The organism is Variovorax sp. PBL-E5 (assembly GCF_901827185.1).
Taxonomy (GTDB): Bacteria; Pseudomonadota; Gammaproteobacteria; order Burkholderiales; family Burkholderiaceae_C; genus Variovorax.
This window is the reverse complement of record NZ_LR594672.1, coordinates 165,505-183,599: the sequence shown is the minus strand read 5'-3', so window position 1 is coordinate 183,599 and position 18,095 is coordinate 165,505. Positions and strand designations below refer to the sequence as shown.

The following is an 18,095-nucleotide window of genomic DNA, read 5'->3' as shown; positions in this document are numbered from 1 at the left end:
ACTGTTTAGGCTTCTATTTGCGAGCAGAGCCTATAGACTCTTGAGGATGCTTGGCCAGTCTCATGGCAGGAACGGTTCCACGCTCGATGACCACCGTCTCAGTTGGGCGTTGTGTCTTGCGTAGTAGCTTGGCGCGCCACCGCGAACATGTTTTACGGGGCCCGCGCATCCTCTGGCTTGGCCTGGCGGAGCTATACGACTTAGAAACTCGCGCAGCTGTGCTGCCACCAAATCACTCAAAGGAAACCTGTGACCCAAACTACCCCGCGCAACGCGAAATCCGCCAAGCTTCCCGCGGTCGTTCACGAATTTGGCACCGCCCCGCAGGTCGTGCCCGCCGACTACACCCACCGCGAGGACTTCAGAGGCACCGTCAACGAGGCCGCCGAGCGCTTCGCCGGTGAGCCCGTGGTTCTGGTTAAGAGCGCCGCCATCGAAGGCAGCCCCGACCGCTTCGCCATTGGTGTCTTCGCGTGGGAGCCGCAATACCTGCCCTGGCGCAACGGAGGCTGGTACGTCACCAACCTGCACTACCCCACCGGTGCCTGTGGCTGCGTCAGCAACAACTACCCGGACAAGAAGTGGCGCATTGTCTGCGACGACCGGCGTGGTGAACTCGACGAGGAAGGCGACTACACCTTCCGGACCCGAGATGACGCCGCACGTGCCGAGCGCGACCTCGTGATTGCAAGCAGCGCGACCTAAGCGCCGCCCGCCCTGTGCTTATTCCAGCTCCGCCGTCACCCGGCGGAGCTTTTCCTTGGGGCCGACTAAGCCACGGCGCGACTTGCGCTCTCGAATATTGCCTCTGGCCTTGGCAGAGGCCGTGGTGCCGATGCCGAGTTTCTAGGGCATCAGGAGCTCAAATTGGTTCCGCGAACGCTCGAAGGCGTTGCAGCGCCGCATGTCCGAAATGACCTGGTCAATGTCGTCATAGCTGAAGCGGGATGTCCAGTCATGGATGTGGCACATGACTTTGATGAATGGGGCTGGGTCGCCTTCGCGGGTCAGCACGCGCAAGCAGTCCAGGTACTCCTCGCGATACAGCGTCGGCACGATGATGCGGCAACCGTCGACGGCGGACAGTTCTGCGTTCATGACCAAGCGAGCCAGGCGTCCATTGCCGTCATTGAAGGGATGCACTTCGGCTACAAGGAACATTGCCAAAAGCGCACGAGCTGTTCCCTCAGGGACGCTCAATAGCAGCTTGCTCCCTTCAACCAAGGTTCCTCTCACCAGTGGCGGCAGCACAAACTCTGTGTTGCCTGCTCGATTGGCAACCAGCTTGAACTCCCCTGGGCCCACCTCAGGCCGGTTCTCCATCTGCTTTTTGTGACGTGCGCGCAGCTGCTCGAGCACCGGCTCGCCCGCGGGCAACGTAAGCGTGGACCAAGTGGGGCTGAGCGCCTGCTCGAACACGCCGATGATGTCGTGCGAGTCCTTGGGTCGCGCCACCACCGGAACGCCCTCCAGCACGAAGCCGCGCGCTTCCTCGACGGCAAACTCCGTTCCTTCGATGAAGTTGGAGAAGTAGGACTCCAGAAAAGCGAAGTTTCGCCGAGCACGGTCCGTGGTCAGCGACGAGGCAGGGATGGGCAATGGGACGGCGCGCAAGCGTTGGGCGAAGTTCTCGAATAGCTCCAAGCGCGCACTGTCGTAAGGGATGGCCGCGGTCAGAGCCTTTCCCTCTCGAGTGGTCAGAACGCTCGGGCGAGAGTTCAGGATGCTGCCCACCAAGCCGTCGAGTTGGGAAAACTCGTCCTCGAGGCCCAGTTCGGGCACGAGCTCACGCGCGCGCTCTCGCAACTGGCTCAGGGCTTCTTCGCCACGAGAGTGGCAGATGTCCAGCAGCCGCCTCTCCACGGCTTCGGCGCCAACGCTCCTGCGGCTCTCCCCTCGACTTGGTGACAGGTTCTCAAGCAACATCCGAGGCTCCGACGCGAAGTAAATCGGTCGCCCCATCATCTGGCCATCGCCAGCCTGCGGCGGCGGTCCCTTCCAGACCTCTACCGTAAGGCCGGGCAGCTCTACGGTGCGGCGGTACGTGCCCACCAGGAAGACGGTGCCCTTGCTCGGGCTACCGCCGTCGAACGCGGTTCGAAAGCTCACGACGGTGCCGGGGAAGAACGCGGCCAGCACACGGGTTCGGTGACGTGCGACCAGGGCTTCCCAGTCACCCTCGGGCAAGGAGGTTGCGAAGCCCTTGGCCACAAGCTTCAGGTCCCCCGCCGCGAGTCGCCGTTGAGCAGTTCGCACCTGCGCTGACGAGAGCTCCGCGTACAGAACGAGGGTGTCGTCCAGTACCGTTGTCGTTTTTTTCATGGTCAAGCGAGCCTTGTTGCGCGAAATGTCGTGTTTTTGGTGTGCAATTAGTTTCTATTGTCGTGTTTTTCGGCCATTAGCGCCAAGCGACGTGTCGTGTTTTTTGGTTCTCGGAGCCGGGTTAAGCCATCTGTGTCGTGTTTTTGCTGAACAACAGGTCAACATGTCGCTCTTTTCCGGAGTAATCAGGACGGCGCTCCAGCTCGTGTTGCCGGGTCGAGGTGCCCAGCTCCGGGTGGAGGGCGTTCTGCTAGGGGCGCCGGAGGTAAGTGCCTGGACGATGAGCCACGGCCAGGTTGTCGCGCCGCTCCTGGAAAGTGGCGGGGATGCGCGGCCACTTGAAGCGCATCTCGACCGAACACATCGCGAATTGGCCAGGGAGAGGTTGCGGAGTGCTCAAAGGCAGGTGCGGCCAGGCCTCGGGCGTCTGGCCGGTGCCGGTATGCGCACGATGCAGTTCGCAAGGGGCTTTACTCGAGTCCCTGCGTCCGGAGCCAGACGCCTCAAGGCAAGTCCAGTGTGTCTCCGGTTCGCCCATCCACGTTCAAGACTTGCCGCGAACGCTTGCCGTCCTGCCACTGTGCTTCGTACCGATATGTTCCGATGAGGACGCGCTTGGCGACGACCACCGTCCATCCCACACATTTATCGCCCCAGGGGTCCTGCTTCAACGCACCACACAGCCTCCAGTCGAAGTCCTGGATGATGCGAATCATCGCACCGGGCGGCACCGACCGCACCAAGTACTCCGTCCCGGGCGAGTTGTAACACTGGCCCCATACAGGGCGAGCCGACAACAGGACGGGGGTCGTTGCCCGCTGCGCATCTGGCAACGCCAGGACATAGGCGTTCCACTTGACCATGAGGCTCAACTCCTTGGTCGCTGGATTGTTCACGAGGCGAGTGCGCATGGAATCAGGGCCGGCGGCCGAGGGCGACAACGTTCTTTGGATGCTCGCCAGCGTGCCTTCTTCGATGTCTGCTAGCTCAGCTTCAATCTCCCCTGGAGGTATTGAGGCGCGCCGCGCAAGTTCTCGTACGTAGGTCGCGTACGCCACGCCATGCATTGGCAAGCGCCAGACCGAATCTGCCGGGCCCTGAAAGTACGGGGGGCCCTCCAGTTGCCCGCAGACCGGTGTGCCCTCAATCAGCTGAGCGCACGGGTATGCGTCAGCCGCGGCACCGGTGATTGTTGAAAAACTGCTCGCGGAATCCAACCTGTAGATGTCACCCCGGCGCTCAGACTTCGGCTGGCAAAGCGTCGCGCCCAACCGGGCAAAGAGCTCCTTGCCCTGCGGCCCCTCCAAGAACTCCTTTTGCAGAGCACGGTACACCTGCACCTCCGGACTGCTTTCAGAGTGCTTGCCGATGTCTGCGAAGCACCCTCCGCTTGCCATGCTGAGTGCTGCTGCGACGGCCAAAGGGCTTGGCCCCCTAGGTCGGGGAGTAATTTTCGACACGGGTAGCCTCCTCGTGCAATCTCAGTGTGAGCATTCTGCCGGCCCTACTGCAGCATTCGCAAGCCTCCTCCGAGGCAAGGAGCCCGAAGCTGCTGGCGGAAGCCGGGCACGATGCCGGAAGAGCGGCTCGGGGAACCGGTTCAGCATTAGCAACGGGCAGCTAAAACGTATCCTTGGCGCGCCGCCGGAAGTGGCCAGATGAGACTGTGACAGCCCTGAGCGGGAAGGAAGTGACACGGCCCACACGAGAAAACCCCGCCAGCAACTGCCGACAGGGTCGAAGGGCGGTGGGAGTCGGCGCCGGGTGGGGTGAAGGGAACGCCCCTCAGCGGACGGCCAACCCTGCCGGCGCCGCGGCCGGCTCAGGCTGCTTCGGTCGTCTTGCCGTGCGCGTAGTCGGAGAACTGCGCCAGGGTCAAGGCCTCATCCTCGCACGCACGGACGTACTCCTTACCCCGTTGGGTGAGGGGAAACGCGCCACTGCTATCCCAGCACTCAACCAGGTCGTGGCCGGCGATTGCTTCCAAGACCTGCGAGCCACGAAGCTCCCTCAGCCGATACCCTGCCTCGGGGTCGTCTTGTATCCATCCAGCGACCTCCGTCAGTCCAGCCTCTTGCGTTGCGAACAATGTCGGGCCTGACGCCTCGAAAGCGTCGTAGCAGAAGAGGGTCTCAACGGACCGGCCGCCTCCAACTTCTTGAATCCAAGCGCTCGCTTCAGCGAACTGCTTGGTCAGCGGATGCTCCGGCCCGCGCTCGATGACCCAGAAGCCGTTGGGCCCGCGGGTGCTGAGTTTTGGTGCGAAGACGATGCAGGTTTTGCGGATGCTGTCCAGCGTTCGGTGGTCGAAATTGGCTCGCTCGACATGAACTTCCACGCCGCCGAAACAGAGGTGGCGGTCATCGAAGCAACGCTGACAGGGGGCCTCGTCGACTCCCTTTTCTCGCCGCAGCTGGCGAGCGAGACCGAGAACGGCCGGGGCCAGCTGACGCTTGGCTTCGCTCTGTTCGCAGAGCATCTCGGCAGCCTCCTTCTCGTCCTCCGATGGGTCGAAACACCGACTCCACGCGCGTGAGCGGGACGAACTTCCAGGTGAGCTTGCCATCGCGCTCCAGCTCCAGCAGTCCTTTCAAAATCGCCCAGTCCAGGGTCGTTTGCTGCAAGCGCACGGGAATCTCATCGGTTTCGCGCCAGAATCGACCGGCGTTGGCGACTTTCGGGATTGCCTTGATGGCGGCCTGCCAGTCCAGGCCTTGCTCCCAAACAAGCACGGCATCCGCGAACGCGACGCCCGACGTATTGTCCTGCGGCGTGCCGCAATACAGGCTGACGCTGGGCACGGGACCAAAGAAGTTCTTCTTGATGACAGCGGGGAAAGGTTGCATCCCGTCGAGGGTCTTGCACTCGGCGACCAGGTCCAGGTCACCGCAGGTCGTGGCGCCACGGGCATACGAGCCGACGACCCAGAGGCGGGAAATCCGGATGTACGCGTGGTCCGGAAGGGAGGGGAGAAGCGGGGTAAACGACATCACTCGCTCCGAACTTTCGACCAGCCGCTTGCACGCGCGGATGAGTTTTTCGGTGAAGTGCGCGCGGGGCTTGCGGGCTTCGGCCACCGGGTATTTGCTGTAGTCGACGTGCTTCATATGTCCTGTCCAGTTGAGTGAGGTCCTGAGCAGGTGTAGAAAGCCGGCGCGCCCAGAAACGCTTTAGGCCCTAGCGCAAGAGCCGACTGCCTGCCCAATGGCCAGGTGAAGGACGGGAGAGCGGGAAGGCAAGGCGTTGCAGGTGCGGCGGGCGCTCTGGTGGGCGGCCGGCCGCGCGCTCGGGAATGTGGGCGGAGGGAGTTCGGCGCCTGACCGGCGCCGCGCGGGTGCGCTTGGCCAGATGCCGAGTTGTTGCTCGGACGGCTAAGCCTGGAGTGCCAGCTCGAGCTCTGCGAGCAAGCTTTTCCGGACGGACTGGGGCAGCGGGAGCCGGCGGATGTGCCTGTCTTTCCAGGAAGTCGCGAGCGCCCACCGCTTGACCTCGGCCAGGATTTTCTTGTCGCTCAGCGGCTCAAAGCAGGCGCCGTACGCTGGGTAGTCGAGGGTGCGGTCGCGTCGCAGGCGGAAGGGCCTGCGGAACTGCGTAGCCACCAGGCGTACGAATCGAGCCTGTTTGAAGCCGTCACACTCAGGGGCGTCCAGTCCGCCGAAACGGACGAGGAAGCCCGGCATCTGAACCACCCGCGCCCCTGGCATAGTTGCGTCGACATAGCGCAGCCCCGCCTGGTGGGCCAGCTCGGCGATTCGCTCTTCGATTGTGCGTGCGTCAATCATCGTGGTCCTTTTTGAGTTCGCGCGGCGTGTAGCAGCGCCGTCTTAAACCAGCGGACTCTGCGGCAGACCAGTTGGGTCAGGCATCCAGATGCGCATTCACAAGCGCGGCGTCGTCGCGCATCGCACGCTCGCCGTCGGGTCCCATGTAGACCTCCGGGATGCTCAGGAGCTTGAACTTGGCGTCCACGTCCTTGTCGGCAATCGTGGCCTCGAACCGGCCGGCGCGCACGCTCCAGTGGTCCAGCGCGTCGTTCGACCAGTCGTCCGGCGGGCACTCGTAGTACTCGTACGCCAGGTGCTCAGTCACCGGGAAATCCTGAGCCCAAAGGGTCGGGAACAGCTCGCGGTGGAGCGCGACCCGGGCTTTCAACAACTCCCAAACCCGGTCCCGCAGCACGGTTCGCCGTGCGATGACGGCCGCGGCCTGCTCGTTCAGGCGCTCGTGCTCCGCCTTGATTTCAGGCAGGAAGAAGCCGGCGAAGGCGTATGCCCGCAGAGCCTCGAGCCCCGGGGCTGCCGCAGCGCGAGAGTTCGAGGAGGCCTCGCCTGCGTCGGCGGTGGCGTCGTCGAGAATGTGGGTGGGCGAGGTCATGCTCAGGGTCCAAGGAAGAAGATGTTTTGCTGCTCGGAGGGACTGCTCGCCGCTCAGGGCCTGGCCGGCCTCACAGGTGGCAAGGAACCAGTTCGAGGCCTGCAGACGCTCGTCCAGCTCCGGCCAGTCGGGAGGCTCAAGCCGCGGCGCCGCTGTTGAAGGTGGCAGCGTCAGCGCGCATGACCTGCACGCCGTCGACGCCCAGGTAGGCCTCGGGAATGCTCACGGTCTTGAAGGCGCGCGGCCGCTTCTGGTCGTCGATGGTGCACTCGAACCGGCCGTCGAAGATGCTCCAGAAGACCAGCTTGTCATCAGGCATCGACTCCAGCGGGCTGGCGCAGATGAGGCATTCCATGTGGCGGGAATGCGGCGAGCCCTGCGCCCAAAGCGTGGGAAATAGCTCGCGGTGCACAGCCATTCGGGCAAGCAGCAGGCGGAAAACGCGTTCGGTCAGAGCGTCGCGCCGAGCCTCGAAATCCGGCTCGTCCCGGTCCAGTGCATGGCACTCAGCAAGCATCGCAGCGAAGTCCGCGTCGGCAGGGTCGGCCGTCGGCCAGGCGTTGTCGGGAGCGGAAGGCGGATTGGCGGTCATGGTTCAGCAGGTCCTCGAAGGATGGGCTTGCAGCGCCAGGCGCGCTGCACCGGACGAGTGGCCAGGCCAGGTGGCGGCCAACCCGAAGACTGTCTAGCGCGCGTGTTTATGCCTCACGGCTCCATGACGCCGAGGGTCGCTGGCGGGAAAGCGCAAGGCCCCAGGCCCAGGAGTCGAGCCGGGCCGAAGGAGGAAGAAGACACCGTCGGGGTGGCCAGATGCGGCTGCCGCGAGGCTGGAAGTTCTGGGGAGTCGAGGCGCCCGGCGGGTGTCGGCCAGGGCATGCGAAGGAGACCAAACCCCTCACGCGCGGGGACCGCGTACCCGGACTCGAGAAGTGGTCAGGTGAGGCCCCGGTGGGCTTGGCGGCTATCTGTTTAGACTTCTTGAAAGACGGCCTACGGCTCTTGCATTATAACAGATGGCGGTCCATCCGTAAACCCTAAACCCTATCTGCGCAGGATGAAGTATGTGCGCCGGCAGGCCCTCCTTGCTACCAGCACCCAGTGCCCCCGCCAGCATGCAGGCGTTCCAGCCAAGCCCCTGGTCGGGGCCGAAAAGAACCGTCACCCTTTTACGCTTTAGAGAACTTGTTCTCCCCTAGTCGCGCTACGCCGCGCCACGCCGCGCCACGCCGCGCCACCCCGCGCCACCCCGCAGGCCTGCCGCCCCGCGGTTCCCGGTGGCAACTCGAACTCCCCCCGCGCGTCAAATCCAACGTCGGACCGACCGCCTCCCCGCCCTTCCTCACAAGCAGCACCAGCCCCGCCAGGAGCATGACCAAGCCTTCGCGCAGCCCCTCCTTGCCTTCAAAAACGGAGCCGGCAGTCCTGCCCGCGAGGGAGTTCATCGCGCCGCAGGCAAGTGGAAGCGAAGCTCACCGGTGTGGGGGAGCTGTATATGCCGACATGCATCCGCAGCGCTTAAGTCCAGCGGAAGCCCCAGTCCTTCCTACCCCCTCATCCGCTACTCCGAACCTACGTTGCGCACCATAGCCAGACCTCCACCTCTCCTTGATTCCATAAAGGGAGCACACATAGCAGGCCAAGACCCGCCGCCCCAATAGCCCGCAGACGTATATGCGCAGAGTGCTCAGAACGCACAGAGGGCGAAGCCCCAAGGAGCAGAAAGCAGGAAGGTCCATCCTGAGCCGCCGTGGGACGGGTACGGACGCGATGAGCTTCCGGACCTCGGCCGTCAGTACCGAGGGATGTACCAGACCTGCGGAGCATGCCCAGGCTTTTCGAGTCCCCCGCACGCTCCGCCCCTGCGCCCTAAGGCCTCACCGCCACGCCTGCGTGGCGCCCCAGACTCTGCCTGCGCCCCAGGGACTTCACGCCGCGCTTGCGCGGCGCAAGGCTACGTTCGAGCCCCACACCAAACCCTTCCTGCGCCGGCAGTACTCTCAAACCTCACCTGCGCCGGAGGACTCCATGCACCCTTCCTGCGCCGGTAAACCCCAGGCCTTCCTGCGCCGCAAACAGTCCGTGACTTCATCCGGCGCCCCAGCAGTTCAAGCCTACCTGCGCCGGAATGACTCACAAACCTTACCTGCGCAGAAGCAGTCCATGCACCCTTCCTGCGCCGGTAAACCACCAGCTCAGCAAGCCGCGTAGCCCCTCAGCAAAGCCAGCAGCCTTTGTCAGCAAGGTATGCCTGTGAGCAAAGAAGGCGACGCCTTCCGGCGCCCGCAGGGCTACATAAACGCCGCGCTCCCGCGTGAGACCAACCTCCGCCTGTGCGGGTGAAGGCCGCGCCTTACCGGCGCCCCGGGGCTTAAGCCGCCCCGGAAGACCCAAGCCTTTCTACGCCGGACGCAGCCTCATCGTTGATAGCAGGCAGGCCGCTCCCTCCTGCGAAACGAGAGTTGGGTCTACCTGCGCAGGCAGGCGTGAGTACATCCGGCGCCTAGGGGCTTCCCCTCTCCCTGCCGCCCCCCCGCCTACCCTCCCGCCGTCCATCCGCGCGCCCCTACAGGGCGCAGAAAAGTCCATCCTGAGCCGCCGTGGGACGGGGTACGAACGGGAAGAGCTTCGGGACCTCGGAGAATAAATCGATGGGGCGTACCAGACCTGCGAAGGTGCTGGCTCGAGCCGAATGGCGTCGGAGGAGCGAAGCGAGTCCGGCGACATCGAGGCGAAGAGGCTAGCCGGCCGCAAGGCCGAAACCGAGCAAGGTCTGGTACGCCCCAGGGACTCACGCCTAGCGACGATTTCACCCATGAAATCAGTAGCTTACGGAGGCCTCGGCCGAAATGAGGGGCTCTTGTACCCCGAAGAACCTCGCCTACCCCTGTTTCTTTGCCTGTTAGTCATCGATTAAACGGGCCCGGAAACAGGGGGTTAAGAAATCGCGTTACCGGGCGCAGCGAGGCCTTCCCGAGCCCCGCAGGCCGCTTTCTCTTTGATGCCTGTACCCACCCCATCACAGTTGTGTGCGCACGCCTGCGCTCACGGCGCTGCACACAACCGCTCTCACGGGTTTATACGCGAGCGTGCTGCTCATCACTGGGCTTCAGGCCGGGTTGCGCTCGTGCACTGTGCTGCAGGCGGACGGCGGACCCGCGCATACAAAACCTGTGCCTATGCAACAAGGAGGACTTGCTCGCCCGAGCCAGGCCCACGCATCTCGGCGCCCGCCGCAAACGTCCCAAGGACTACCCATGACCTCAGACCACATCGGAAAACTTCTTCTTCGCGCAACCCTGGGCGGCCTCATGCTCTTCCACGGTGCCGCAAAGATTCTCAACGGCACCGCCGGAATTGAGCGCATGCTGTCGGCAGCTGGACTGCCGGCGGCGTTCGCCAACCTCGTCCTCGTCGGTGAAGTGCTCGCTCCCGCGCTTTTGCTCCTGGGTCTGTTCACCCGCCCCGCGGCGATTGTGATTGCCGTCAACATGGTCGTCGCCGTACTACTGGCCCACACGAGTCACCTCTTCGCGCTCGGCAAGTCGGGCGGCTGGTCGCTCGAGCTGCAGGCCTTCTTCTTCCTGACCGCTGTTGTCATCGCCGTGTTCGGCGCTGGCAAGTACCGTATCGGCGTACAGCGCAAGGCGTGGTGGGCATGACGCCAGGGGCGTAGCCCCGAACAAGAACGGCGCCTTCGGGCGCCGTCAGCTTTTTCTGGGCGCAGTACTTCGAGCCTTGTCAAGTGCACGCTGTTGTCCAGAACGTCGACCGCTCGATTTGGAGGCACTCTGTTCAAACCAAGCGCTGATGCGGGTTCGGCGCGAAGTACACCGGTTATCCACAGAGTGATGCACGGGTTCGGTGGAAAACTCTGCGCGATTTTTTCACGGCTCATAGTTTGGCGCTTGCTCAAGGAGGCGGCGGCTCGGTTACCCTACGGTCGCGGCGGGAGCGGGACGGGGCGCTTGACAACTGTTCTGCGCTTCTCAGCCTCCATCGCCGGACCACCCCGTGCGGAAATCACTCGGAGCGTCGCGACGCTGCGATGAAAATCGCAGAACGCCTGCGCAACAACGTGGTCGGAGAACGAGCTTTGGCGCTCGTCCCCGTGAGGCGCGCGGATTGCCGTTGCCGGAATCTCGGTCGCCCATCCCTGATGGACTCTGAATGCACCGACGATTTGGCCGAACGTTGGCCATGCATGGTCAATCAATGCTTGCTCTGGCGTGAGCATCTCATCCGTCACCTCGCAGGGCACCTGTCCGTCCAAGCCTGCGTGGGCAGCGAAAAACTCAAGCTTTGCTTCGGTCAGCACAGGCCGCACCGTGGCCATGCAGGTGTCGTAGAACTCCTTCGCGTCCGAGCGTGGCGTTCCCTTGAGGGCAGCGATGTAGCTGAAGTCAGTCGGCTCGGCGTCGATGCGGGCGAGCCAGAAGCCTGAAGAGCTGTAGCCATCTCCGACGTTGAGCCTGCGCATGAAGTAGCGCGCGCCGGCGCCGGTCTTCGGAGCGTCGTCGGTAACCGAAAGGTCGAAGCGGTCTAGGAGCGCAACCAAGTCGAGATGGTCCATCCGGTTGTCGACGCGTTCGTCGTCCGAATAGCGCGCCAGCATCGCCTTGAAATGGTCTAGGGCTGCCCGCTGTGTTGGCCAGGTTCGGCCGTTGGATAGCTGAATCGGTTTCGCCACGCTCTGTCCCGGTCAAGGGCTGAATTGTCGCAGGCATCGCGCCCCTGCTAGCCGTAGCCCGGATGGCTAGACTTCGGCATGCACCTGAAACGTCCACCCGCAGCATCCGCACCGATTTTCGAGCAAGGCGCTCGACAGGGGTCCGCGCCTTGACAGGAACACCCTCTATGTATGAACGCGCGATGGGGCCGAGCTTCACCACGCTCGACCCGGAGGTGCGGCTCTTCCATACGCTCGCGGGCTGCCACGAGCTGCGCGGCGCCGTTGAGACCGAGGCACCCAGCACGCTGGCCGGCAAGCTGCTTGCCCGAATGCTCGGTACACCGCGTCGTCAGAATCACGGGTCGCTGGTATTCAGCCTGGACGCCTCGCCGACAACCGAGCACTGGACGCGGAGGTTTCCCGCCTCAGCGATGAGCTCAACGTTGCGACTCGACACGCCAGGCATCGTCGAGCAGCTGGGCACTGCGCGCATGGCGTTCCAACTGGAAGCTGTGGAGGGCAAGCTCGTCATGCGCCTGCGGCAACTGTGGTTTGCAGGCATTCGCTGCCCCACGTGGCTCATGCCGCGCGTCACCGCGGAAGAAACGGGGACGGCGAACAGGCTGAACTTTCATGTGCGCGCCACTGTGCCGGGCGCGGGCCTGGTTGTCGCGTATCGAGGCTACCTCGTGCTTCCCACCCAGGAGGCGACGTGATTGTCGTCTTCGACGCACAGTGCCTCCTGTGCAATGGTTGGGTCCAGTTCCTCCTGAAGCACGACAAGGACGCCGTGTTCCAGTTCGCTTCGATACAAGGCGAGACCGGGCGGCGCCTGCTGGCGACAGCCGGGCTGAAGGTCAGTGGACTGGAAACACTTCTGCTTGTGGACGGGACGCAGACTTGGCAGCATACGGCGGCCATCCTGCGCGTGCTTCACGTAGTCGGCGGGGCATGGCGGCTCGCGTGGGCGGCGTGGCTGGTGCCTGCACCGGTTCGGGATGCAGTCTACCGCTTTGTCGCCCGCAACCGTTACCGAATCTTTGGCCGCTCCGCGGTCTGCCTGGTTCCGTCACCGCTCCACGCCGAGCGATTCCTTACCTGACGTCCGCCCGCGCGCGTCTATTCGGGATAACCGTGCAATCGCCTCGCAGTGACTGCTGAGTGGCCGGGGAGAGTGCTATAGCAGCCAGAGCTCCTAGTAGGTCGTAGCAACCACAGGCCTGAACATGATTACGGTACCGGCCGGTTACCGGGCGGCCGCCAGGAAAGGCCAAGCTCCCGACGCGCGCCCACGCAAGAGCAGCCACACTGAACCGTAGACGACGGCCAGTACGCCCAGTGCTGTCCGGCAATGAGCCCGAGAAATCGCGCCCAGGGGGCATGGTAGAACGGCGTTGCCCCGAGAACGGCGACACCACGAAGCGCACACATGGTGAGAACCACAAGAGCTGCGCGGACCCTCCGGGGCGCGAGCAAGTTGTGTGCGACGTCGGACAGGTCCGCCTACGGGCCGAACTCGGAAAAAGGAAACGCCGACCAGGTTCATGGTCGGCGTTGAAGGGTGAGCGCGCGCAACAGGCTGGGCTGCACTCGTGGTGTGAATCAAACTGCGGCGTTCAAGCGCTGGCGAGACCATTGGGTGACCAACTCCTTCAATTGCGCGTCGCTGTGCGACAGCACGTACGCCTGGACTTCGGCAGGGTTGCTCCCCATCGCAGTGCGCACATCGGTCATCAAGCCGGCCAGGTCTCGCCCGTCCAGCCCCGACCAATCGCGCACCACTTCGCCACAAAACCGCGCTCGCGCTTCATTCCAGTTCCGGAACTCGGCCGCGGTTGCGGCGTAGCGCTCGCGAAAGCCGCACCCCTCCAGCCGCTCCATCAACATCGGAAGGTACTTGTCCTTCGCAGCGTCATACGGATAGGCGGGCAAGCTCCCAGCGGGCTGCTCTTCGAGCCAGGCAAGGAAACCCTTGTAGCTGGTTCGCTTTCTGTCGCGCACCCGGCTCTTAGCGTTTCGGTTGTGCAGCTGAAAGATGTCAGGGTTGAAGAACGGAGTGCTCGCGACGAAGCGAAAGATGTCCTCGAGCGTGTCGAAGCCAGCCGCCCAGGTTTCGTACTGCCATCCGAACGCGGGAAGGATGGTCCTCCAGTCGCGTTCCACCAGCAGTTCTGTGAATTCGTGGGTTCCGCTTTTGAAGGGGTAGAGCAAGCCCAGGTGCCCGAGCTTCATCCCGAAGGAGTGCACGACCCGTCCCAGGAGGTTCCCGCAGTCGTTGTACCCGTAGTAGGAAAGCGAGGTGTCAAACGCCAGCGGCGACGTTGGCAGAATGTCGACCTGAAGCTCGTTGAAGGCAAAGCTGTACGTCTTGCCCGATGCCGCAAGCTGAGCAACGGTGCGAACCGCGACTTCAGCTTCGACCGGCGCATCAAGCTGGTTTACCGGCGAGCCGTCACTGACCAGGTAGTCGATGCCGAATGCGCGGGCAAGGGAATGCCGAAAGTCGAACGCAGAGCCGTCCGTCACTTCTACGAGGACATCCATGTCCCCGAACGACTCCTTGGCCCGGTACGCCGGGATGACTGCAGCGCGCCGGTTGGGGCCCACGATGGTTTGCACCCGGCCCAACACGTCGGAAACAAGGGGGTGGTACTCAGCGGCGCTGAAGCGCCGCGTATGCCGGATGCCATTTAGTGCGTTTCCGCCCATGTCAAATCTCCATTGATGATTGTCCTGCACAGTCTAGACAGGACGGTTTAGCTCGAGGCGGGAGGGCAAGGGCCGAAAAAAGGCCCTCATGATGAGGGCCCCGAATCAGACAGCGCTACCTGTCGTGAATGTCCGCGTCCTGGGCGGGTCGCCACTGCTGCTGAGCGGCCCGAGCTTTCAGCTCGCGCTTGACGCTGCCGTACACCCCGATGCCCAAGGCAGTGACCAGGCCTGCCCCGAATGCGCAGAGCGGGCCGGCCAGCATATAGCCGCCGAATGCCCATCCAGCGATGAGCGCGACCGCGGGCGCCGTCTTCACGAACCCTTGGGCACGCAGAGCGAGCAAGCGTTCCATGGCATCGCGCGATGCGTAGATGACGCCTGCCAACAGCGCGAGCTGAAGGAAGAAGTTCATCGACCCCAACACCTTTGCAAGTTCCTGCATGTTTTCCATTCTCGAGAATGTCCGCCTTGCCGCGTCATCCGAGCCCCTCGGGCTCGAAGTGGTCGAAGCCCGGCGGATGGTTAACGAGTCCGTCGACCCGATGAGCAACAGCTGCTCATACGTTGTATAGCTAGCGGCGACCCGACGCAGTCGCACCAACCACGCGCCAGACGACAAAAAGCCCCGCAAAGGCGGGGCCGTCGAGGGGGAACCTTCCCCGGGGCGGTCAGTAGCCGATGCTCTTGTCGAACTCTTCGTTGCCGTTTCCAAAGGTATTCGGGAACAGGAACACGAAAAGTCCGGTAACGACGACTGCGCAGAGGAGATATTGAAGTTCCATGATGCGAATTGTAGCAGGGTTTTAGAATTTAGCAATAGCTTTTAGCTTCTCTACAACAACCAAGCCCCTGAAACCAACCACCTCCCTGCCCCACGCTTTAGGGCGCCCAACACGCCCGCAACACCACTGGCTGCGCCGCCACGCATCACTCGCAAACGAAGAAAACGCCGGCTCGGCCGGCGTTCGTTTGAATGTTAAGCAGTGGGCTCGGCGCTCAAGCCGCGCGCCTTTGCAAGTAGTGCGTCCTTAGCTTTAGCTAGCGCGCCAAGCGTGAATTCAACGTAGTTCGCGCCGGAAATGCCCAGCGCAAAAACCGAATGCGTGGCCACGATGATTTGAAAGCTCGCCGTAGAGCGCTCCTGGGCAAACGCATGCCACAGCTGTGATTGCCACTCAATCGAGAAGTTGCTCTCCGGTTCGTCGAGCAGAATGCTCGGTTGCCCGGGCTCGATGGACGCGGCCATTCTCCGCTCAATCAATTCCAGCTTGGGCTTCCAGACACTGTTCAGGTTGCCGGCGCCCACCTTTCGGACGATATCCGTCGGCATCTTGGCTTTCCCCGCCAGGATAGCGAGGGCCCTATTGATGCGCTGGACCGACACCTGGCCGTGGCTGGCCTCGCGTTCCGAAAGCTTCGACATGATGCCCTCCCTCAGAAAGTCGTCATCGAAGGAGCCCCCACTGACGCCAATTTGCTTCCGGCTGTCGACGAACACCGCGGGCTGCCCGTCGTGTGTCACCTTGAGCCCGATGCCGTCCACGGCCGCCTTTTGGAACGGTGCCTCGATGGTCGAGCGCAGCGACTCCTCTGTGATGGCGGATACCCCACCTTGTGTGGCGCACATCGTGTCGCTGAGGATGCGCAGGACTGTGGTCTTGCCGCAACCGTTGGGGCCGAAAAGAATGTTCAGGCCCGGCTTGAAGTCAAGCTTCTTGCGTCCAGCAAAAAATGGAAGCTGGGCCGCGTAGCCGAACAGCGGGGACCTTTTGAGGCCGGTGAACGAAATAGATGTGTACATGTCTCGGTTTTCAGAGTTTGCCTGCTTGGTCTAGCAATCGGGGCCTGGCCGCACAGGCCCGGTGCGGCGGCGCGCCCGCATGCAACGACCAACGCGGCGGCCCTTGAAGATGCGCCCTCGCGCGCAGCCAGGGGTAAGAATCCGCCGCGGCCCGCAGTCGAGCTAGTCAGCAGCCGGGTCCGGCGTCGCAAGCAGCATCTCGGCCAGGTCGAGCGCTTTCCGTGCCGCATGGCGCGGCCTTCGTAGATGCGGACCTGCGCCCGCTTGCGAGCAATGAGGGATGCCGCGGCCTCTTCCTTGGTCGGGCAGGCGTACCGCTTGTTGGCAGACAGCCGAACGAACTTCGGCGCGCCGTGAACATCTAGCCAGACGCCCCTCGCAGTTTGCTTGGTCACCAGGAACTCTCGACAGAGGATGTCCACTCGACCTTCCCCGATTGGGTTATCGAACTCGTCGAGCGATGGCGCATAGCGGACATCTTCGTATCGGTAGAAGACGTCGAAGCTCGAGGCCCGGCTGGCGGCAAAGGTGGTTGGGGCTTTCATGGGCGCCTATAGCAAGGCTCCTTTAGCGCTTCATTTGGCCAAGCTCTGACGCCCCGGGGCGGCGGTGTTGTTCGCCTCCCGTTCCATTTCCTCGAAAGAAAGGGCCTCCGTGCGTACGCAGGAGGCCCTGGAATGACGTGTGGGCTTTCAGCGCTTGTAGTAGCGCGCACCTTCGGCTGATTGCGGGTAGTTGCTGGCTTGTCGAGCGCGGTGGGAGGAAATCCGACCGGTCGCGGTTCCTTCGCCGCCGAATCGAGGAATTCCCTCGAAATTCGGGGATGAGGAGACGAACCGGCTCATTGAGGAGCCAAGGAGAGCGTACCGAACTACGCCCGCGCCAAAGCTCGACACGAACCGCGAGATATCCTTCACGCGCTTGTCAACTTCCGGGTCAGCGACGGGCACGCCCAACCTTGCCAGGGTTCTGGCAAGTGACAAAGCGCTGAGGCGAGCCGATTCTGCGGGAAGCGGAAGCTGCACTCCAACCCCGTCAGCTCCCTTCACGAGTTTTGTGCCGCGAGGGAGGGCCTGGAAGCCCGTCGTGGTGGCGTCGATGGGGGAACGTTTGATATCGGGCATGAGAGCGTCCTATTCTGTTGAGTTGACCTTCCGCGTTTTGCGACGGCCCCGCCCAGGACCCCAAATGGGCGGCTTAGCGCCGGCGGCTAACTTGAAGACAAGCCCGGCGGCACGCCCCGAGGGCAGGTGTACCTCGGCGCCTTCGCCAACGTCCCTCCTCACAAATGTGGATTGACGTCGCGAAAGCGGCGTGTATTGTCAGCTCGGCACAGAAATCGGGGCAAAACAATGCGAACATCCTCTCCTCTCGCGTACGCACAGGCAACACGCATCTGGTTCATCGCTTTGGTGCTGTCGGTCCTCGCTGGCTGTGCAGACATCCGCCTGGTAGGGACCTACGACAAGCAAATCGATGACGGCGTCACCGCACTGCAAAAGAGCACCGAGACGTACCTGGTCAAGCTGACGTCCGGACCGGGGGACAAAGCGCTGCCGTACAAGGGCAACGAAGCGTTCTACGGCGAGACCAAGGTGGCTGTCAGTTCCTTGCGCGTGCGCGCAGACGCCACGTCCCGGAACAGCCTGACAGTCCGGCAGCTCGACACATTGCAGACTAACTACGACCTTTTCCAGAAGATGCACCAGGACGGCATTTCGAAAGCTGAAATTCCGCTCGTCCGGGACGGGTTCAACTCTCAGTTCACGGCAATCTTGACCTTCGAACTCGCGAAGCGTCGCACAGAGAATCCAGATGAATCGAAGGCGGTCGCGCCCCCAACGCCCGCCAAAACACCTGCGAAGTAAGGAGCTACGAAATGAGCGGCATTGACGTCGACCAGCTTGGAGCTGACATCGTCAGCGGCTTCAAAGGCGCGGTAGGGGCAAAGTGGCCTGCAGTGCGAGAGTACTTCGAGGCCGAGTCAAAAGTGCTGGCGCAGCGGCTTGCGACCATCGCCAAGCTTCGCATCGAGGGAAAAATCTCGGAGCAACGAGCGAAAGAGCTGGTTCAGTTTCAAAAGAACTCATTTGAGACAGTCCTTCTCGCAGTCGAAGGGCTGACCCAGCTCATCATTGAGGACGCGCTCAACGCCGGCTTGAAGGCCGTCAGAACTGCGATAAACACCGCGATAGGGTTCGCACTTCTCTAGCGGCT

The 18,095-nt window shown here is 63.0% G+C and carries 18 protein-coding genes; 6 read left to right on the top strand and 12 right to left on the bottom strand.

The window, feature by feature from the left end; translation table 11 throughout:
• Positions 1 to 249: 249 nt before the first annotated feature.
• A complete protein-coding gene (locus WDLP6_RS28635; RefSeq protein ID WP_180988656.1) occupies positions 250 to 705 on the top strand; it encodes a hypothetical protein in 456 nt (151 codons plus the stop codon).
• 141 nt (positions 706 to 846) lie between these two features.
• On the opposite strand, the gene WDLP6_RS28630 is transcribed toward WDLP6_RS28635, so the two are convergent.
• From WDLP6_RS28630 to WDLP6_RS28600, 7 genes are all read right to left on the bottom strand, one after another.
• The gene (locus WDLP6_RS28630; protein WP_068677349.1) at positions 847 to 2,322 is read right to left on the bottom strand and encodes a Fic family protein; all 1,476 of its coding nucleotides are present in this window, start codon (positions 2,320 to 2,322) and stop codon (positions 847 to 849) included.
• 503 nt (positions 2,323 to 2,825) lie between these two features.
• Positions 2,826 to 3,719 (bottom strand): hypothetical protein, encoded by an 894-nt coding sequence (locus tag WDLP6_RS28625; RefSeq protein ID WP_068677347.1) that lies wholly within the window; start codon positions 3,717 to 3,719, stop codon positions 2,826 to 2,828.
• A gap of 425 nt (positions 3,720 to 4,144) precedes the next feature.
• Complete coding sequence (locus tag WDLP6_RS28620) at positions 4,145 to 4,660, bottom strand: hypothetical protein (RefSeq protein ID WP_162570779.1); 516 nt, start codon at positions 4,658 to 4,660, stop codon at positions 4,145 to 4,147.
• A gap of 22 nt (positions 4,661 to 4,682) precedes the next feature.
• Entirely contained in the window at positions 4,683 to 5,429 is a 747-nt protein-coding gene (locus tag WDLP6_RS28615) for a hypothetical protein (RefSeq protein WP_162570778.1), read from the bottom strand.
• A 264-nt stretch (positions 5,430 to 5,693) separates the two neighbouring features.
• Positions 5,694 to 6,104: a hypothetical protein gene (locus tag WDLP6_RS28610; protein ID WP_068677343.1), complete on the bottom strand. Its 411-nt coding sequence runs from the start codon at positions 6,102 to 6,104 to the stop codon at positions 5,694 to 5,696.
• Positions 6,105 to 6,180: 76 nt separating this feature from the next.
• Complete coding sequence (locus tag WDLP6_RS28605; protein ID WP_068677341.1) at positions 6,181 to 6,696, bottom strand: hypothetical protein; 516 nt, start codon at positions 6,694 to 6,696, stop codon at positions 6,181 to 6,183.
• A 136-nt stretch (positions 6,697 to 6,832) separates the two neighbouring features.
• Positions 6,833 to 7,288: a hypothetical protein gene (locus tag WDLP6_RS28600; protein ID WP_068677340.1), complete on the bottom strand. Its 456-nt coding sequence runs from the start codon at positions 7,286 to 7,288 to the stop codon at positions 6,833 to 6,835.
• A gap of 2,662 nt (positions 7,289 to 9,950) precedes the next feature.
• Between WDLP6_RS28600 and WDLP6_RS28595 the strand changes: the two genes are divergently transcribed.
• Complete coding sequence (locus WDLP6_RS28595) at positions 9,951 to 10,355, top strand: DoxX family protein (RefSeq protein ID WP_068677333.1); 405 nt, start codon at positions 9,951 to 9,953, stop codon at positions 10,353 to 10,355.
• 275 nt (positions 10,356 to 10,630) lie between these two features.
• Here the strand turns inward: WDLP6_RS28595 and WDLP6_RS28590 are convergent, their stop codons facing one another.
• Positions 10,631 to 11,383 carry a DUF3223 domain-containing protein gene (locus WDLP6_RS28590; RefSeq protein ID WP_068677331.1) on the bottom strand — a complete coding sequence of 251 codons (753 nt, stop codon included), beginning with the start codon at positions 11,381 to 11,383 and terminating at the stop codon, positions 10,631 to 10,633.
• Positions 11,384 to 11,550: 167 nt separating this feature from the next.
• Between WDLP6_RS28590 and WDLP6_RS28585 the strand changes: the two genes are divergently transcribed.
• Positions 11,551 to 12,081 carry a DUF4166 domain-containing protein gene (locus WDLP6_RS28585; RefSeq protein ID WP_068677329.1) on the top strand — a complete coding sequence of 177 codons (531 nt, stop codon included), beginning with the start codon at positions 11,551 to 11,553 and terminating at the stop codon, positions 12,079 to 12,081.
• Complete coding sequence (locus WDLP6_RS28580; protein ID WP_068677328.1) at positions 12,078 to 12,467, top strand: thiol-disulfide oxidoreductase DCC family protein; 390 nt, start codon at positions 12,078 to 12,080, stop codon at positions 12,465 to 12,467. Before WDLP6_RS28585 ends, WDLP6_RS28580 begins: the two co-directional genes overlap by 4 nt.
• A gap of 500 nt (positions 12,468 to 12,967) precedes the next feature.
• Here WDLP6_RS28580 and WDLP6_RS28575 read toward each other — a convergent pair whose 3' ends face one another.
• The 4 genes from WDLP6_RS28575 to WDLP6_RS28560 all read right to left on the bottom strand — a co-directional run bounded on the left by WDLP6_RS28575 (position 12,968) and on the right by WDLP6_RS28560 (position 17,002).
• Positions 12,968 to 14,074, bottom strand: a complete 1,107-nt coding sequence (locus WDLP6_RS28575; protein WP_162570777.1) for a hypothetical protein — start codon at positions 14,072 to 14,074, stop codon at positions 12,968 to 12,970.
• A 115-nt stretch (positions 14,075 to 14,189) separates the two neighbouring features.
• Positions 14,190 to 14,528, bottom strand: a complete 339-nt coding sequence (locus WDLP6_RS28570; protein ID WP_068677323.1) for a hypothetical protein — start codon at positions 14,526 to 14,528, stop codon at positions 14,190 to 14,192.
• 525 nt (positions 14,529 to 15,053) lie between these two features.
• Complete coding sequence (locus WDLP6_RS28565; protein WP_162570776.1) at positions 15,054 to 15,878, bottom strand: AAA family ATPase; 825 nt, start codon at positions 15,876 to 15,878, stop codon at positions 15,054 to 15,056.
• Positions 15,879 to 16,570: 692 nt separating this feature from the next.
• Complete coding sequence (locus WDLP6_RS28560; protein WP_162570775.1) at positions 16,571 to 17,002, bottom strand: hypothetical protein; 432 nt, start codon at positions 17,000 to 17,002, stop codon at positions 16,571 to 16,573.
• Positions 17,003 to 17,230: 228 nt separating this feature from the next.
• Between WDLP6_RS28560 and WDLP6_RS28555 the strand changes: the two genes are divergently transcribed.
• Both WDLP6_RS28555 and WDLP6_RS28550 read left to right on the top strand, forming a co-directional pair.
• Entirely contained in the window at positions 17,231 to 17,746 is a 516-nt protein-coding gene (locus WDLP6_RS28555) for a hypothetical protein (protein WP_162570774.1), read from the top strand.
• Between the two features lie 11 nt (positions 17,747 to 17,757).
• On the top strand, positions 17,758 to 18,090 hold the full coding sequence (locus WDLP6_RS28550; RefSeq protein ID WP_068677317.1) for a hypothetical protein: 333 nt from the start codon (positions 17,758 to 17,760) through the stop codon (positions 18,088 to 18,090).
• Positions 18,091 to 18,095 lie beyond the last annotated feature (5 nt).

What these genes read in the sequence shown, in the direction of transcription:
- WDLP6_RS28625 (WP_068677347.1), bottom strand. Translation starts at nt 3,719, where the DNA reads ATGGCAAGCGGAGGGTGCTTCGCAGACATCGGCAAGCACTCTGAAAGC.
- WDLP6_RS28555 (WP_162570774.1), top strand. Translation starts at nt 17,231, where the DNA reads ATGCGAACATCCTCTCCTCTCGCGTACGCACAGGCAACACGCATCTGG.
- WDLP6_RS28630 (WP_068677349.1), bottom strand. Translation starts at nt 2,322, where the DNA reads ATGAAAAAAACGACAACGGTACTGGACGACACCCTCGTTCTGTACGCG.
- WDLP6_RS28585 (WP_068677329.1), top strand. Translation starts at nt 11,551, where the DNA reads ATGTATGAACGCGCGATGGGGCCGAGCTTCACCACGCTCGACCCGGAG.
- WDLP6_RS28570 (WP_068677323.1), bottom strand. Translation starts at nt 14,528, where the DNA reads ATGGAAAACATGCAGGAACTTGCAAAGGTGTTGGGGTCGATGAACTTC.
- WDLP6_RS28550 (WP_068677317.1), top strand. Translation starts at nt 17,758, where the DNA reads ATGAGCGGCATTGACGTCGACCAGCTTGGAGCTGACATCGTCAGCGGC.
- WDLP6_RS28560 (WP_162570775.1), bottom strand. Translation starts at nt 17,002, where the DNA reads ATGCCCGATATCAAACGTTCCCCCATCGACGCCACCACGACGGGCTTC.
- WDLP6_RS28610 (WP_068677343.1), bottom strand. Translation starts at nt 6,104, where the DNA reads ATGATTGACGCACGCACAATCGAAGAGCGAATCGCCGAGCTGGCCCAC.
- WDLP6_RS28600 (WP_068677340.1), bottom strand. Translation starts at nt 7,288, where the DNA reads ATGACCGCCAATCCGCCTTCCGCTCCCGACAACGCCTGGCCGACGGCC.
- WDLP6_RS28575 (WP_162570777.1), bottom strand. Translation starts at nt 14,074, where the DNA reads ATGGGCGGAAACGCACTAAATGGCATCCGGCATACGCGGCGCTTCAGC.
- WDLP6_RS28565 (WP_162570776.1), bottom strand. Translation starts at nt 15,878, where the DNA reads ATGTACACATCTATTTCGTTCACCGGCCTCAAAAGGTCCCCGCTGTTC.
- WDLP6_RS28605 (WP_068677341.1), bottom strand. Translation starts at nt 6,696, where the DNA reads ATGACCTCGCCCACCCACATTCTCGACGACGCCACCGCCGACGCAGGC.
- WDLP6_RS28615 (WP_162570778.1), bottom strand. Translation starts at nt 5,429, where the DNA reads ATGAAGCACGTCGACTACAGCAAATACCCGGTGGCCGAAGCCCGCAAG.
- WDLP6_RS28595 (WP_068677333.1), top strand. Translation starts at nt 9,951, where the DNA reads ATGACCTCAGACCACATCGGAAAACTTCTTCTTCGCGCAACCCTGGGC.